The sequence below is a fragment of the Pseudalkalibacillus hwajinpoensis genome (genome assembly GCF_039851965.1).
Classification (GTDB): domain Bacteria; phylum Bacillota; class Bacilli; order Bacillales; family Guptibacillaceae; genus Guptibacillus; species Guptibacillus hwajinpoensis_E.
Genome location: NZ_CP156674.1, coordinates 3,946,980 through 3,963,180, shown reverse-complemented (window position 1 = coordinate 3,963,180; position 16,201 = coordinate 3,946,980). Strand labels below are relative to the sequence as shown.

The 16,201-nt window shown below is 42.1% G+C and carries 17 protein-coding genes; all 17 read right to left on the bottom strand.

Going from position 1 to position 16,201, the window contains the following annotated elements; genetic code table 11:
* Positions 1–85: 85 nt before the first annotated feature.
* The gene (aroA, locus tag ABFG93_RS20545; RefSeq protein ID WP_347549858.1) at positions 86–1,372 is read right to left on the bottom strand and encodes a 3-phosphoshikimate 1-carboxyvinyltransferase; all 1,287 of its coding nucleotides are present in this window, start codon (positions 1,370–1,372) and stop codon (positions 86–88) included.
* Positions 1,373–1,385: 13 nt separating this feature from the next.
* Positions 1,386–2,486, bottom strand: a complete 1,101-nt coding sequence (locus ABFG93_RS20540; protein ID WP_347549857.1) for a prephenate dehydrogenase — start codon at positions 2,484–2,486, stop codon at positions 1,386–1,388.
* On the bottom strand, positions 2,483–3,583 hold the full coding sequence (gene hisC, locus ABFG93_RS20535; RefSeq protein ID WP_347549856.1) for a histidinol-phosphate transaminase: 1,101 nt from the start codon (positions 3,581–3,583) through the stop codon (positions 2,483–2,485). Before hisC ends, ABFG93_RS20540 begins: the two co-directional genes overlap by 4 nt.
* Positions 3,584–3,592: 9 nt before the next feature.
* Positions 3,593–4,420, bottom strand: a complete 828-nt coding sequence (trpA, locus tag ABFG93_RS20530; RefSeq protein ID WP_347549855.1) for a tryptophan synthase subunit alpha — start codon at positions 4,418–4,420, stop codon at positions 3,593–3,595.
* A complete protein-coding gene (trpB, locus tag ABFG93_RS20525; protein ID WP_347549854.1) occupies positions 4,413–5,600 on the bottom strand; it encodes a tryptophan synthase subunit beta in 1,188 nt (395 codons plus the stop codon). Before trpB ends, trpA begins: the two co-directional genes overlap by 8 nt.
* Positions 5,601–5,602: 2 nt before the next feature.
* Positions 5,603–6,238, bottom strand: coding sequence for a phosphoribosylanthranilate isomerase (locus ABFG93_RS20520; protein WP_347549853.1), 636 nt, complete (start codon positions 6,236–6,238; stop codon positions 5,603–5,605).
* On the bottom strand, positions 6,225–6,995 hold the full coding sequence (gene trpC / locus ABFG93_RS20515; protein WP_347549852.1) for an indole-3-glycerol phosphate synthase TrpC: 771 nt from the start codon (positions 6,993–6,995) through the stop codon (positions 6,225–6,227). The genes ABFG93_RS20520 and trpC overlap by 14 nt, the downstream gene beginning before the upstream one ends.
* Positions 6,988–8,013, bottom strand: coding sequence for an anthranilate phosphoribosyltransferase (gene trpD, locus ABFG93_RS20510; protein ID WP_347549851.1), 1,026 nt, complete (start codon positions 8,011–8,013; stop codon positions 6,988–6,990). The genes trpC and trpD overlap by 8 nt, the downstream gene beginning before the upstream one ends.
* Entirely contained in the window at positions 8,006–9,517 is a 1,512-nt protein-coding gene (gene trpE / locus ABFG93_RS20505) for an anthranilate synthase component I (protein WP_347549850.1), read from the bottom strand. The genes trpD and trpE overlap by 8 nt, the downstream gene beginning before the upstream one ends.
* Positions 9,518–9,793: 276 nt before the next feature.
* On the bottom strand, positions 9,794–10,156 hold the full coding sequence (gene aroH, locus ABFG93_RS20500; RefSeq protein ID WP_347549849.1) for a chorismate mutase: 363 nt from the start codon (positions 10,154–10,156) through the stop codon (positions 9,794–9,796).
* Between the two features lie 2 nt (positions 10,157–10,158).
* Positions 10,159–11,226 carry a 3-dehydroquinate synthase gene (aroB, locus tag ABFG93_RS20495; protein ID WP_347549848.1) on the bottom strand — a complete coding sequence of 356 codons (1,068 nt, stop codon included), beginning with the start codon at positions 11,224–11,226 and terminating at the stop codon, positions 10,159–10,161.
* A 2-nt stretch (positions 11,227–11,228) separates the two neighbouring features.
* Complete coding sequence (gene aroC, locus ABFG93_RS20490; protein WP_347549847.1) at positions 11,229–12,401, bottom strand: chorismate synthase; 1,173 nt, start codon at positions 12,399–12,401, stop codon at positions 11,229–11,231.
* 331 nt (positions 12,402–12,732) lie between these two features.
* Entirely contained in the window at positions 12,733–13,176 is a 444-nt protein-coding gene (gene ndk, locus ABFG93_RS20485) for a nucleoside-diphosphate kinase (RefSeq protein WP_347549846.1), read from the bottom strand.
* Between the two features lie 102 nt (positions 13,177–13,278).
* Positions 13,279–14,250 (bottom strand): heptaprenyl diphosphate synthase component II, encoded by a 972-nt coding sequence (gene hepT / locus ABFG93_RS20480; RefSeq protein ID WP_347549845.1) that lies wholly within the window; start codon positions 14,248–14,250, stop codon positions 13,279–13,281.
* Positions 14,251–14,292: 42 nt separating this feature from the next.
* Positions 14,293–15,006: a demethylmenaquinone methyltransferase gene (locus ABFG93_RS20475; RefSeq protein WP_347549844.1), complete on the bottom strand. Its 714-nt coding sequence runs from the start codon at positions 15,004–15,006 to the stop codon at positions 14,293–14,295.
* A 5-nt stretch (positions 15,007–15,011) separates the two neighbouring features.
* Positions 15,012–15,839 (bottom strand): heptaprenyl diphosphate synthase component 1, encoded by an 828-nt coding sequence (locus ABFG93_RS20470; RefSeq protein ID WP_347549843.1) that lies wholly within the window; start codon positions 15,837–15,839, stop codon positions 15,012–15,014.
* Between the two features lie 127 nt (positions 15,840–15,966).
* Positions 15,967–16,188 (bottom strand): trp RNA-binding attenuation protein MtrB, encoded by a 222-nt coding sequence (gene mtrB, locus ABFG93_RS20465; protein ID WP_347549842.1) that lies wholly within the window; start codon positions 16,186–16,188, stop codon positions 15,967–15,969.
* Positions 16,189–16,201 lie beyond the last annotated feature (13 nt).

The window sequence follows — 16,201 nt, the reverse complement described above, 5'->3', positions numbered from 1 at the left end:
AAACCATTACTATTCTTAGTATAACAGGGAATCCTGTAAAATCAACAGATTGTTTCGAAAATTTCTATAAAAATAGAGCAGATTCTTAAGAACCTGCTCTAAGCTGTTTTAAATGATCAAAAAAATCTGGATAAGAAACTCTGATTGCTTCAGGTAATTTTAGATTAACCTTACCGTCAGTTATGCAACCTGCTACTGCAAGCATCATCCCGATTCGGTGATCTCCTAGACTCGAGACTTCGCCACCATGCAGTGGCGTATGACCTTTAATGATCATACCATCACCTGTTCCCTCGATCGAAGCGCCGAGCTTGTTTAAAGCATGAACAACTGCATCAATGCGATTGGTCTCTTTCACCTTCAGTTCTTCCGCATTTTTAATAACTGTCGTACCTTGAGCCTGTGTAGCAAGCAAAGCAATAACAGGAAGTTCGTCAATCAATCGTGGAATCATTTCTCCTTCAATCGTAATACCAGTAAGTTCACTCGTTTTAATGGTGAGATCCGCTACTTCTTCTTGATTAACAATTCGCTTGTTCTGAATAGTTAGATCGGCACCCATTTGCTCGAGAACATCAACAATACCTGAGCGTGTGTGATTTATTCCTACATTTAAAAGAGTGATTGTACTATCAGGAACAATAGCACCTGCGACAAGGAAAAAAGCGGCGGATGAGATATCACCAGGTACTTCCACATTTGTTGCTTTCAGTTCCTGGCCACCGGTTACGCTAACAGAAAGCCCATCACGGATTACGTTAACTCCGAAACTTTCGAACATATTCTCTGTATGATTCCGTGAGCGATGTGTCTCCGTCACGGTTGTGTTACCTGTGGCCTGTAAACCTGCAAGTAAAATAGCAGACTTCACCTGTGCACTAGCTACAGGTGAATCATAGGAAATCCCGTTGAGATTACCGCCACGAATCGAAATTGGTGCAAATGTTCCATTGTTTCTTCCATCAATAGTAGCGCCCATTTGAAGTAAGGGAATTGACACACGATTCATTGGGCGTTTCGCAATTGATTCATCACCGGCAAGGACGGAATGAAAAGGTCTTCCGGCAAGTAGGCCCATCATGAGACGAAAAGTGGTACCTGAGTTTCCAACATTGAGAAGTTCTGTTGGTTCCTGCAAAGCATCCATGCCCTTACCTTTTACAACCACTGACGCACCATCCTGTTCAATATGTACTCCCATTTGCTTAAAACAGCTAATTGTACTGAGACAATCAGCACCAGGAAGAAAGTTCGTAATTCTCGTTGTTCCTTTTGCAATCGCGCCAAACATGACGGCTCGATGAGAAATCGATTTGTCCCCTGGTATAATAACGCTTCCCTGCAAACTTTGTGCTTTGGTTATTGTTTCCATACTCACGAACTCCTTATTTGTCATCTACATACGTATCAAAGTCATGCTCAAGAGCAACTCTAGCGCGTTCACGGTCCTGTTCTGATCGAAAACTAAGTCGTAACACGCCCATGATGTCTTCCCGCGTTTCAATAATGCGAATATTGGTTATTGAGATTTCTTCTCCAGCGAGTTTCTGTGTGACGGATGCAATGACCCCGGGCTGATCCTGTACGTCAAGAAATAGATCATAAAAAGCTGGAATAGCACCTTTTGAGCGAACGGGCAATCCATCCCTAAATTCTTTTGCTTCAGCAAAATAGTTGAAGATTTTATCCCCATCCTCCTGTTCAATGTATCTCTGAATTCGACTTAGTTCTTTCTTCATGTCCTCTGTCAATTGAAGTAGAACTGATTTATTTTTTAATAGAATGTCGCGCCACATAATCGGACTTGCTGAAGCGATTCGGGTAATATCGCGAAATCCTCCAGCAGCAAAACGAGCTACATTGTAAGGTTGGTTGTTGTTACTTTCACTCACATAGTTAACCAAGCTCGCAGATAGAATATGTGGGAAATGGCTGATTAATCCAACAAGATAATCGTGTTCTTCTGCGTCTAATTCAACAAAGGTAGCATTAGTACCTCTTAACAGGTCCATGAGACGGCTCATTTTCTGTTCATCTACATTGCTGTCAGGTGTTAGAATATAAAATGCATTTTCAAACAGGTGTGCCTTTGCAGCAGAAACACCCGTTTTGTGAGAACCTGCCATCGGATGTCCACCAATAAATGTAATGGAAGGATCAAGAATTCGTCCGGCGTGTATCACTATTGAGTTTTTCGTACTCCCTACATCAGAAACAATGACATCTTTCTTTAATGAAATAGTACTTAATTGTTCGATTATCTGCTCGGTCTGAACGACAGGGGCTGCAATAATGATAAAGTCAGCTGATTGAACAGCTTCTTCCAAAGAAGAAGCTGTTTCATCAACAACTCTAAGTGCTTTTGCGAGATGTAGTTGATTAGGATTCACATCAAACCCCGTGATGAACGCATCCTTATGCTCCTTCTTAACAGCAAGCGCGATCGACCCTCCAATCAAGCCAAGTCCAATGACCGCCACTCTCATGATTGATCCTTTCTTTGGTCCATAAAGTGAGACAGACAGGCAATAATGTCTTTGTTTTGCTCTTCTGAACCAACCGTAATTCGTAACGAAGTTGGGAAGCCAAGTGCTGAACCGGATCTGACTATATATCCTTTTCTTAACAAATAATCAAAGACTTCATCTGCAGGAACACCAAAGTCAATAAGAACAAAGTTTCCCTGAGAAGGATACACGGTTAAACCATACTGACTGGAAAAATCATAGTATTGATTTCTTCCCTTCTCATTTTCTATTCGACACATCTCAATAAAGTTTTGATCATTAAGAGCGGCAATCGCTGCAGCCTGTGCGACACGGGAGGTGTTAAATGGCTCACGGGACGGCTCAATGGCTGCTACAACTTCTGGGTTTGCTACACCGTAACCAACGCGAAGTGCTGCAATTCCATATGCTTTTGAGAACGTACGGAGAACGACAAGGTTTTGATTATCAGATAGAGACGTTAGTGTGTTCGGGAAATCTTTAGCTGTTACATACTCCTTATAGGCTTCATCTACTACAATAAGAACGTGATCCGGCACCTGCTGCATAAATGAGAGCAATTCTTTCTCAGGCACGTGCTCCCCTGTCGGATTGTTTGGTGAACAAACCCAAACGATCCGAGTGTTCTCATCAATCGCCGCTACCATTTTATCAAGCTGATGTTTACCATCAACAAGAGGAATTTCTCTCACTTCTGCGTCTTCTATCACAGCATTATGACGATATTGTGGAAAAGTTGGCGTTGCCATTACCGTATTTGTCCCTTTTTCAAGATACGTACGGCAGAGCATTTGGACTACTTCATCAGATCCATTACCAAAGACAAGCTGGTTTTCATCCACCTGAAGACGCTCTGCTACCGCAGTGCGAAGGGATGCTGCATAACCATCTGGATAAATGTGTAGCTGGGATAGTTCTTTTTGAATCGCTTCTTTAACAAATTCAGATGAACCGTATGGATTTTCATTTGATGCCAGTTTAACAACTTCTTTTAATCCAAGTTCTTTTTTTACTTCTTCAATAGGTTTTCCTGGCTTATAAGGGATAAGACCTTTCATTTGTCGTTTTGGAATCATGCCTGCACCTCACGTGTGAATTTTCGCTTTCCCATAAGGAGAAACCAGATCGCGCACATACGTACGGATTTGATCTACTGCCTCTTTCCGGGATGCTTCCTCTGATAGGGCCTCAATGTGCGATTCCACCTGACGGATAATCGCACTCCCAACTATGACGCCATCACAGAAGTTTTTTAATTTCTCAACTTGATCTGGAGCTGAAACACCAAATCCAATAGCCACCGGCACTTCACTATGTCCTTTAACGCGTTCTAGAAAATCAAAAACGGACGAATGGAAATCCTTACGCGTTCCTGTTACACCTAGAGAGGAAACACAGTAAAGGAATCCTGATGATTCACTCGCAATGGCTTTCAACCGCTTATCGGAAGTTGTTGGTGCAACAAGAGAAATAAGTGCAGTTTCATTGCTTTTACAGCTATTCCTCCATTCTTCACTCTCCTCGAAAGGAAGATCAGGCACTAAAAGACCATCGATGTCATTTTTGTGCACTAAAGCAAAGAAGCGTTCTTCTCCTAATTGTAACAAAAGATTATAATAAGTAAATATCACAACTGGAATTTCAAGCCCACGATCACGCATTTTTCGAACCAGATTCATCGCTTTTTCAAGACTCATCCCATGCTCAAGCGCTCGAAGTGATGCCCGCTGAATAACGGGGCCATCTGCCAGGGGATCAGAATAAGGAATGCCAAGTTCTAGAGCATTAGCTCCTTCCTCCTGGAGCATGAGCGCTAGCTCGATCGTTGCTTCTTCAGTCGGATCACCCGCTACAATAAACGGTATAAACAAATCACTGCGTCCATTTACAAACTTCTCAAAACGTTTATTCATCAACGTCACCTCCAAGATGTTCCATAATTGTATGAACATCTTTATCACCTCTACCTGAAAGACAGACAAGAATGACTTCATCACTTGACATCTCAGGAGCTTGCTTCATTGCTTCAGAGAGCGCGTGAGCACTTTCAATTGCAGGGATAATTCCTTCTTCCTCAGAAAGAACCTTTAGCGCATCAAGAGCTTCTTTGTCTGTAATGCCCGTATACGTAACCCGACCGGTTTCAGAAAGATAAGCATGTTCTGGCCCTATTCCCGGGTAATCAAGTCCGGCTGATATGGAGTGCGGCTCCTGAATTTGACCAGTGTCACTTTGAAGAAGGTAGGTGATTGAACCGTGAATTACGCCAAGACGCCCCTCTGATAGCGTTGCCGCATGCTCACCGGTATGAATGCCCTTTCCGGCCGCTTCTACTCCAATTAGTGTGACATCATCCTGAAGAAACGGATAAAACATGCCCATAGCGTTGCTCCCACCACCAACACAGGCAATCACTTTATCAGGCAGGTCTGTTAGCTGCTCACGTGATTCATCACCAATAACGCGCTGAAAATCACGGACCATTTTCGGATAAGGGTGTGGACCAACGACGGAACCAATTAGATAGAACGTGTCCTCTACGTTAGATACCCAGTAACGAATCGCTTCGTTTGTCGCATCTTTAAGCGTTTTGCTTCCTGAAGACACAGGTACAACTTCCGCTCCAAGCAGCTTCATACGGAAGACGTTTAATTCCTGGCGTCTAATATCTTCTTCACCCATAAATACTTTGCACTCAAGTCCAAATCGCGCTGCAACCGTTGCGGCTGCCACCCCATGTTGACCTGCGCCTGTTTCAGCAACAATTTTTTCTTTACCCATTCGCACTGCAAGAAGTGCCTGTCCAATTGCATTATTGAGTTTGTGTGCACCTGTATGGTTAAGATCTTCTCTCTTCAAGTGAATTTGCGCCCCGCCAAGACGTTTCGATAAGTTTTCAGCATGTGTGATTGGGGTTGGACGGCCGGAATATTTCTTTAATTCCTCATGATAGTTTGCCATAAATTGAGGATCTGCCATTGCTTTATCAAGCGATTCCTCAAGTTCTTCTAAAGCATACATTGCGGTCTCTGGTACATACTTCCCACCATACCTTCCATATCTTCCGCGCTGATCTGGTACACTTGTTGCCATCTTTATCCCAGCCTTTCTCTCATTCGCTTGATTTTATATTCGTCTTTTTGCTCACTGCTTTCGATACCACTTGAAACATCAATACCATCTGGATGGAATTTAAGTAATTCATTCACATTATCAGGGTTTATCCCACCTGCAATAAAAAGTGGAACATGCTGCTCATTTGCTTCGGTCTGATAGCCAGGAATTGCCCCCCAATCAAATCGTTTCCCTGTCCCACCCCATTGTCCGGGTAATTTCGTATCAACTACATAACCATCGGCTATTCCTCGGAAAAGCAACATATCGTCCTGTGCGTCTTCACCATGGTGAAGCACCTTCCAGATTGGTTTTCCTGTCATTTGTTTTACTTTTGCTGCGAATACGGGTGTTTCTTTCCCATGTAATTGGAGTATATCAAGCGGTACTTTGCTCACAGTTTCCGCAAGGTCTTCTAACTCTGGATTTACAAAGACACCGACGATTTTAATAGACTCAGGCGGATAGTCACTTAACCAGTTCGCCACCTGTTCATCTGTTACTCGTCGTTTACTGGGAGCAAATATAAAACCGGCATAATCGGCTCCGCTCATTCGAACGGTTCCCCAATCCTGAACCGACCGATTTCCGCAAAGCTTTAATTCAGGCTTTTTCATGGATTGATTCACCAAAGAGACGCTTGATTCCTGCTTCATACGCACCACCACGCATCAGCGCTTCTCCAACAAGAACAGCCGATGCTCCCGCTCGCTTAACGTCCTTGATATCTTCATAAGTTGAAATCCCGCTTTCGCTAATCATGATTGAGGAAGCGGGCACGTATTGACTTAAGGCATGCGTTTCTTTAGTTGATGTTTCAAAGGTTGCAAGATTGCGATTGTTAATTCCTATTACGTCAGGCGTGAACAATTCCGTAAGCTGCTGAAGTTCTTCAACAGAATGAACTTCAACGAGACATTCTAAGTTGTATTCTACTGCAACATCATAGAATTCCTTCGTTTTCTGAGCACCGAGAGCCCTTACGATTAATAAAATAGCATCTGCACCAATTCGTTTGCTCTCTTCAATCTGTCTTTTATCAATAATAAAATCTTTTCTTAATATCGGAAGTCCTACATGCTTCTTAACTTCTGTTAAATAAGCGTTTGATCCTTTAAAAAACGTTTCATCAGTTAACACAGAAATAGCATCAGCCCCGGCTGTTTCATATGCTTTCGCAACTTCAACAGGGTGAAAGTCATTATTAATGATCCCTTTTGATGGCGATGCTTTCTTCACTTCTGCTATGAGGCCAATTTCACGTGTTGGATTTCGTAAGCTGTTCACAAACGATACTTTAGAAAACTGTTTATCTTCTGGCATTCTAAAACGCACCATTTCTTCGTGCTTTACTTCGATTATCCTATCAAGCATGTACATTCAACTCCTTTTGTGCACTTAAAAGATTAAGCTGTTTTCTTGCATCTCCAATAGCGATCGATTCTCTTGCCATACGAACGCCATCTTTTATCGACTCACTTGCTCCTGCAAGATAGAGTGCTGCACCTGCATTGTATAGAACAATTCCTGTACTTGCTTCATTTCCATTTCCATCAAATATTCTTTGAATGAGCTCGGCGCTCTCCCGCGATGTTTCCACTTTTAAATCATTCTGGTCGCACGATGTTAGTCCAACATCCTCTGGGGTTCGACGGTAAGTTGAGACCTCGCCTTCTTTTAACTCAACAAAATCAGTGTGTGTTGAAATAGAACATTCGTCCATGCCCTCTCCGCCTGTGACAAGTAATGCGCGTTCCGTTCCAAGTCGCTTTAAAGCCTCTGCCATTTTTAACGCGTTATCATGACTATAAACCCCAATTAGCTGTGACTGGCTACCTGCTGGATTAGCAAGTGGCCCCAGGCTATTGAAGACCGTCCGAAATCCAATGGCTTTACGAGCCCTGACAGCATGCTTCATTGCCACATGATAATTTGGGGCAAACAAGAAGCACATGTTTCTTTCTTTCAAGGTTCCGATGGCTTCTTCTCTAGAAGACTGCGTTGGAATGCCAAGTTCATCAAGAACATCAGCACTACCGCTTTTAGATGATACTGCTCGATTCCCGTGTTTTGCTACTTTCACTCCAAGACTTGAAACAAGAATGGCTGAAGCAGTTGAAATGTTAAAGGTTGATTGTCCATCACCACCAGTTCCACATGTATCAATGAGTGGAAGACCACCGTGATCAAGTTGAACAACATGGCTTCGTAACGATCGGACAAATCCTGTTAGTTCCTCAACCGTTTCTCCTCTCATTTTTAAAATGGTAAGAAAGCTAGCGATCTGGGCATCATCTGCTTTTCCTTCCATAATAACATTCATCATCTTTTCGGCAATGGCTTCTGACAATGTATTTCCTTCAATCATTCTCTGTAGTTGTTCTTTAAACATTTAACCGCTCCTCCTTTTGATCAAAAATCGATTCCGCTACCTGGATCGCTTTAATAAGGGCACTTGCCTTATTTCGTGTTTCTTCCCATTCACTTTCTGGTACTGAATCAGCAACAATTCCTGCTCCCGCCTGTACATATGCCTTACCACCTTTAATGACCATTGTTCGAATAGCGATACACGAATCAATATTTCCATCAAATCCGATATAGCCAATTGCACCAGAGTAAATGGAACGTGAAGTGGGTTCAAGTTCATTCAGAATTTGCATCGCTCTTACTTTAGGCGCACCAGAAACGGTACCAGCAGGAAACGAAGCCACAACTGCATCAAGGCTCGTAAACTGAGGTGAAAGAATTCCTGTAACTTTCGAAATAATGTGCATCACATGTGAGAAACGACCAATGTCCATGAGCTGCGGTACAGAAACACTGCCGTATTGAGCTACCCTTCCTACGTCATTCCTGGCAAGATCCACAAGCATATAGTGCTCCGCCCGTTCTTTTTCATCGGCTAAAAGCTCTTCCGCTAGCGCTTGATCCTCTTGATCCGTTTTGCCCCGCTTTCTAGTTCCTGCGATTGGATCAATTTCAACCTTGCCGTCCTGAACCTGCACTAACTTCTCAGGTGAGCTTCCGATAATCTCAACATTGTTCATTTTTAAATAGAACATATAAGGAGAAGGATTAATGATCCTAAGAACCCTGTAGAGATCAAGACCATTTATCGATATGTCCTTTTCAAATCGCTGAGATAAGACAGCCTGGAAAACATCCCCATTTTCGATATACTGTTTGATTTTATCGACATCTTCCAAAAATTGGTTTTTTTCGTAGTTCGATTTCACTTGTGAAAAATCCACATCATCAACTGAGTCTGCCGGAAGATGCATTGCATCCCCCTTTGCTGCCATCGAGGCGACAGAAACGAGTTCATCCATAACCGACAATGAATGGTCGTAAATCCCCTTTATATCTGCCCCATCATTAACCCTCGCATGGTGGCAAACCGTAAGTCTTTTTAAATGATGATCATAGATTAGTAAATTTTCACACACAATAAAATGGAAAAGTGGCATATCTTCATCTCGATCTGGATGTTCAGGAACTTTATCAAACCCGCTCACCGCATCATAGCCAATATAACCGACAGCCCCTCCGTAAAATGGAAAATCAGTTTCCGGTAGTTTAGGATTTAAATAGTCAAATAACCCCTGAACACCTGATTGGAAATCGTCACGCTCTAGTATGCTATTGCCGTTAACATCCGTAACCGAAAATAATCCTTTCTGTTCAATAAGTGAATAAACAGGATCGACCCCTATAAATGAATACCGTGACCATCTTGATTCCTGATCGCTGCTTTCTAATAGGAAACTGGCTCGCTCGCCAATGTTTTGAAAAATTTGAATGGGTGTAGCCGTATCAAGGAAATACGACTTCATTAAAGGAATCGTACCGTATGTAGCGGCATCCTTTTTAAAAGAAGAATAATCTGTAGTCAACTTTCTCACCTCTCCATGTAGTGTAATGGAGAATGGAAAAGTTAAGTAAACGAGGATTCAAAATGTGGTATGACAAAAAGCAGACCATATAAGTCTGAATTATCACAATACCGAAAAAGGGTATATAAAAACCCCCTGAATAACCTCAGGGGGTGTATAGACGTATCCCTCTAAGCTCTCCTCAACTCAACTATCCTATTCTCAGCTCTTTCAACTCGTATTACTCTGGCCTCTGCTCTAAACTTATTTCTATCCTAGTATGGTGAACCCTTTTTGTCAACTAGCAAGGTCCGGGCGAAGTGACACAGCTTTCTCTAAATAAACGTGCTGGATCGCACCTTGCTCTTCTATTGAATTGACCAACATTAAAATCCTGATGCAACGCGGTAATGAACCTTGAACCGCTATTTCTGATGAGCAAATAAGTGGAACATGCGTCCATCCTTCAAAGCCCCTCACTGCTTCTGCAGGAAAAACAGCGTTCAGGTCCTCTGTCATCGTAAAATGGATTGAAGCTACACTTTCCGCTGATAACTTGTTTTGGTCAATCGTTTCTTGCAGAAGCTTTGTCGTTGCATCAATAATGGCGTCTTTTTCATTTTCATCAACGGTTGTCGCTCCTCTTATCCCTCTGATCACAGCTAAAAGCTCCTTTCAACACCGAGCAAGTTAAGAGCTACCTTATCTCGAATGCTCACTTTAACAGGTGTTCCAATTTCTTTAAGTAGGACGAATTGCATGCTGTTGTTTTCAGCTTTTTTGTCTTTCTTCATTCGAAGAAGTAGCTTATGAGCATCAAGTTCTTCAGGTACATCTACAGGAAGTCCTACTTCTAGAAACCATTCCCTTAATTTATCAATACGAAATGTTTTATGAAAATATGCTTCACTCATCTTTAATGCATAGATCATTCCGATTGCTACAGCTTCCCCGTGGGTTACTTTTCCATAGCCGAGCTCTGCTTCGATCGCATGCCCCAGTGTATGCCCGAAATTCAAAAAGGCTCTCACACCAGACTCACGTTCATCTTCTTTTACAATGGCTCCCTTAACACTTATTCCTTCCTTAATCATGTACTGGAGTTCATCATCTGAAAAGTTCTGCACAGGCTTTTTACGCTCTATTAACCATGTTAAAAAGTCTTCATCGTGAATCAGAGCATGTTTAATCACTTCGCTAAATCCTGACCGCCATTCCCTGTCAGGCAGCGTACGTAAACAGTCAATATCGTAAATCACTGCTGACGGCTGATGAAAAGCACCAATTAAATTTTTACCAAGCTCATGATTGATCCCCGTTTTACCCCCAACACTCGAATCATGTGCGAGTAGAGTTGTAGGCATCTGAATAAAGTCAATGCCTCTCATATATGTAGCAGCGGCAAAACCTGCGAGATCTCCTACAACACCGCCACCGAGCGCGATGATACAGGCCTTTCGATCAAGTCCCGCTTCAAGCAAAGCCGTCATGCATTCATAATAACGCTGAAAAGACTTTGACGCTTCTCCTGAAGGTACAACAAACGTCGGAATGTTCGTTTCCCCTCTAACATCAGTCAAATAGGTTTCTGATACAGCCTCATCCGTAATAATAAAAAAGCTAGAATATGAATTCGGCTGATGAATGAGATCTCTCCATTTCGATCGAATGCCCGTTCCGATGTGAACAGGATAACTTCCACCGCTCGTTTCAATCGTCATTGTTTCCATAGTTAAAACTCCTGGCTATATGACTTGTAACGATCCATTGCCTCCGCGATCTCTTCCATGCGGTCATGTCCGAATTTCTCAAGAATCGATGCAGCAACTTCCCAGGCAACAACGTTCTCTGCAACAACGCTTGCGGCAGGCACAGCACAGCTGTCTGATCGCTCAATGCTTGCTGAGAATGGCTCTTTTGTATCGATATCTACGCTTTGAAGGGGCTTATACAAAGTTGGAATTGGCTTCATAACCCCTTTAACAACGATCGGCATCCCTGTTGTCATGCCGCCTTCGAATCCACCGAGGCGGTTCGTTTTACGAGTGTATCCTTTTTCCTTTGACCACTCGATTTCATCATGCACTTCACTCCCTGGTTTCCTCGCCGCTTCAAATCCAATACCGAATTCCACACCTTTGAATGCATTAATACTTATGATCGCACCTGCAATTTTTGAATCCAGCTTGCGATCGTAATGAACGTGACTACCAAGACCAACAGGTAACCCTTCAACTACGACTTCAACAATGCCACCAATTGAGTCACCGTTCTTCTTCGCATCATCGATCGCTTCCATCATTTTTTGACCGGCTACTTCATCAAGGCTTCGAACCGGCGATTCTTCTGAAACACGCTGCATCTCTGTAAGAGACATACCTCCGTCATAACTACTTTCTACGCCACCGATCATACGAACATGGCCCGCCACATGAATACCTAGCGTTTTTAATAATTTCTTTGCTACAGCACCAGCCGCAACACGTACAGTTGTTTCTCTTGCAGAAGAACGCTCAAGTACATTTCGCATATCACGATGACCATACTTAATCGCCCCGTTCAGATCAGCATGTCCCGGTCGTGGACGTGAGATCTGGCGCTTCATATTCTTTTCTTGCTCTTCTGTTAAAGGTTCAGCGCCCATGTAATTTTTCCAGTGCGTCCAGTCTTTATTTTCAACAACCAGCGCTATTGGCGCTCCAGTCGATTTCGCATGGCGAATACCGCTTAGAATCTGGACCTGATCTTTCTCGATTTGCATTCTCCGTCCGCGACCATGGCCCAATTGGCGTCTCGCAAGCTCTGTATTAATATCTTCCGCAAGTAATTCAAGCCCTGACGGAAGCCCTTCAAGTATTGTTGTTAATTGTGGTCCGTGTGATTCTCCTGCTGTTAAGTATCTCATCCTATCTCCTCCAATATCCTTTGACGCTTTTACGTACTACTATATCATACCGCATAAACTTCGTGTAATGATTTTTACTATTTTGATTGAATGGTTGCGGATATCCTACCACAAAAACTCAAAAAAAACACTATTCTGTAAGTTCTTTCGTATACTTTACCATATGGTTCCCTAAATGACCGTTACCTTTAACATTTCAGTTCTTCCGTTGCTAGTATGATTAAAAAAGAAGTTCTGTTAGGCATTTCATTCGAATGAGCCTGACATAAAAAAACCGGACATGAACTGTCCGGTTTTTTTAAATATAAGCGCTTTCATTTCTGTTCTAAAATTAAACCCACTTTGATATGGTTTTGGTGTACTCGTTCAATTCACTTTCATTAAAGAACAAAGCAATTTCCCGTTCTGCACTTTCTGGAGAATCCGATCCATGAATAACATTCATGCTTACCTGAACTCCAAAATCTCCACGAATAGTTCCAGGATTTGCGTCCTTTGGGTTTGTAGATCCCATCATAGTACGAGCTGTTGAAATAACATTTTCGCCTTCCCATACCATTGCAAATACAGGACCTGATGTAATGAAATCAACAAGTTCGCCGAAGAACGGGCGCTCTTTATGCTCTCCATAATGTGTTTCTGCGAGATCTTTTGAAATCGTCATCAATTTTGCACCTACTAAATTAAAGCCCTTCTTCTCAAAGCGTGATACAATTCCGCCAATCAGGTTCCGTTGCACGCCATCAGGCTTGACCATTAGAAACGTTTTTTCCACGAAAATCTCCTCACCTTCAACAGGATATATGTACAGGGCAGAAACAGTTTTTCTGCCCTTCAAAATTCTATCAAATTTTCGGAAAAATAACAACATTTCCTTTTAATATTTTCGTTTCCCGATATACTCAGCGATTTGTTTTAGCGATGTTCTTGCAGAATGATAAGGAAGCTGATCAAGCTCTTCAAATGCCTTTTGAAGATAACGATCGCTTATTCCTTGAGCGTATTCTATACCACCGGACGATTTAACAATGGAGAGTACTTGATCTACCTCTTCCTGAGAGGCGTTCAAGTCCTCTGAGAAAACAGCCATGATCTCCTGCTTACTATTCCCCTGGTTCATTGCATAAAGAACAGGTAAGGTAATATTACCCTGCAATAAATCCCCTCCAGCTGGCTTTCCGAGCTGTTTAACAGTTCCAGTATAATCAAGGATATCATCCGTGATCTGGTAAGCCATGCCAACATAATAGCCAAATTGTCTGAGATGGACTTGCTCTTCCTTTGATACTCCTGCAGCAACAGCTCCAAGCTCACATGAGGTTGCAATTAAAAGAGCAGTCTTTCGTTTAATTCTGCGAAAATAATCTCTCACATTTTGTTCCCAGTTAAACTGATCACGTATTTGTTCAATTTCACCAATACTCATTTCCAGAATAGCTTTTGAAAGGATGCGATTAGCTGCTGGATCTTGAAGTTCTGTCACCAGTTCGATTGCTCGCGCAAAAATATAATCGCCTGTATACATGGCGACACGGTTATCCCATTTTGCTTTAATGGTTTTTGCACCTCTACGCATCTCAGCATCGTCAATCACATCATCATGGACAAGTGAGGCCATGTGAATTAACTCAAGGGCCACCGCAACATTCTTCATAAGGGGAAGATTATAATCTCCAAATTTCCCGGATAGCAAAACGAAAACAGGACGGATACGTTTCCCTCCAGCTTTCAATAGGTGGTTAGAAGCTTCTCGTAATACTGGATGATGAGCATTTACCGTCTGCTCCAGTTCAAATTCAATAAAGGATAAATCTTTTTTCAAGGACGCATATATTGTTTTTAATTTCATGAGATCCACCTAACTGATTATCACAAAATATCTATTTTCATTTTATGTTTGTACTGGTTTAATTCCTCTATGCATCGCCGCGACTCCACCGGAGTATGGCTTTACGTCGACACGACTGAAGCCATTTTTAAAGAAAAGCATTTTAAGCTCATCTCTACCAGGGAATGAACTTGCTGACTCCTGTAGCCAGGAATACTCATCGTAGCTTTTAGCCAACATTTTCCCAAGGACGGGCATAACATATTTAAAATAGCCATAATACACCTGTCTAAAGCCAGGAATGGTTGGCTGAGATGTTTCGAGACAAACAACCTGACCGCCTGCTTTAACGACCCTGTACATTTCTTTAATCACTTGATTATAATCCGGAACGTTTCGAAGACCAAAACCAATCGTCACATAATCAAATGAGTTGTCTTCAAACGGAAGGTTCATCGCATTTCCATGCATCAGCGTAATGTTATCCTGCTTACTTTCTTTAACTTTAGCTGATCCAACTTCCAACATGTTTTCACTAAAGTCAAGACCAATTGCTTGACCATTTTCTCCAACAGCTTCAGCCATTGCAATCGTCCAATCTGCTGTTCCACAACATACGTCGAGTGCTGTAGCACCTTTTTGGACATCCATTAAGCGCATTGTATCTTTTCGCCAGGCTTTATGACGTTGAAAGCTAATGACGGAATTCATTACATCATAGCGCTTTGAAATCGTCTGAAAAACATCATGTACACGTTCTTCTTTAGATGTAGTCATATCCTTTATCCCTCTTCCGCCATTTTCTTTTCATGAATACCAGTGAGTCCCCAATTAAACTCTAATCGATGACAAAACATGCCGTGAAGCTCACTATAATGCTTGAGAAGCACATCGATCTCCTTTTTTGCATGCTCAATATACGAATCCAAAACCGATCTTCCCTTAGCTAACTGTTCACTCGTGAGCCTGGTTTCTCTCCTAGAAAGAACGGCAAAAGAGAGTTTATGAAGCAAGCTGGATCCTGAACGAACAAGGTCCTGCTTTCGTTCAAATAGAAGGCGATTCATATAGAAATACTGTGACCCAAATGCCTGCCACTCATCAAGGTCATAATGTTCGGCAACCTTCCGAACGAGAATCGATTCGATCTCTTTTAAGTTAGTGAAGATCGCTTCAATGGAGTGATAGTCTGTTTGATAAAATGACATTTTCGCTTCGTTTATTTCTTGTATCGCTTCTGAAAGAGTCCGGATAAGCTCATTATCGTGCCATTTAGAAAGAATGTGGTAATACATGCTGCTAAAATAATCGCCTGCAAGTACGGTTAGCTGGCGATTTTTTCGTTCATTCTCGTTCTCAACCTCTTCAAGTGAAATTAGTTCATGCGTATCAAGTGCAATTTGAACAAGCATAATTGAAAGAAGTGTATCCTCTTTCCTCTTCTGTTCAAGCTTCGTCTGTTCAAGTATGCCGTAGAACACATACAATCTCTCTTCATCAATGATTGGAAAATCGATAAAACGAAGCAAGTATGAATGGGATAAGCGAGACTGCAGCATGTCCCGAACTCCTTCTATTTGTTTATATGCGGTTTCCTTCGGATTTGTCATATCCCATACCCCTAACATGTCTTCCAATTAAATATGTATTTAATTCTAGTATATCACATTAAATCACGACCTAAAACGACACACTGCCGTTTAAAAATGAAAGAAAAGCAGGTTACGACATCCTGCTTTACTCTTCTGTGCTTATTTCGCCGTGCTCAGTTTGGATAACGGCTTTCCCTCTAACTTTAACAGCAGAAGTATGTTCAGTGAATTGAGCAATCATCACTTCACCCTTATCGAGCTTTTCTGAATGATGAAATCTCGTGTCGGAACCGCGCGTTAATCCAATGACATTCACACCGTTCTCGAGCGCTTTAATGACAAAGAAATCATTTCCTTCGTTTTTCATTTCGATCACTCCG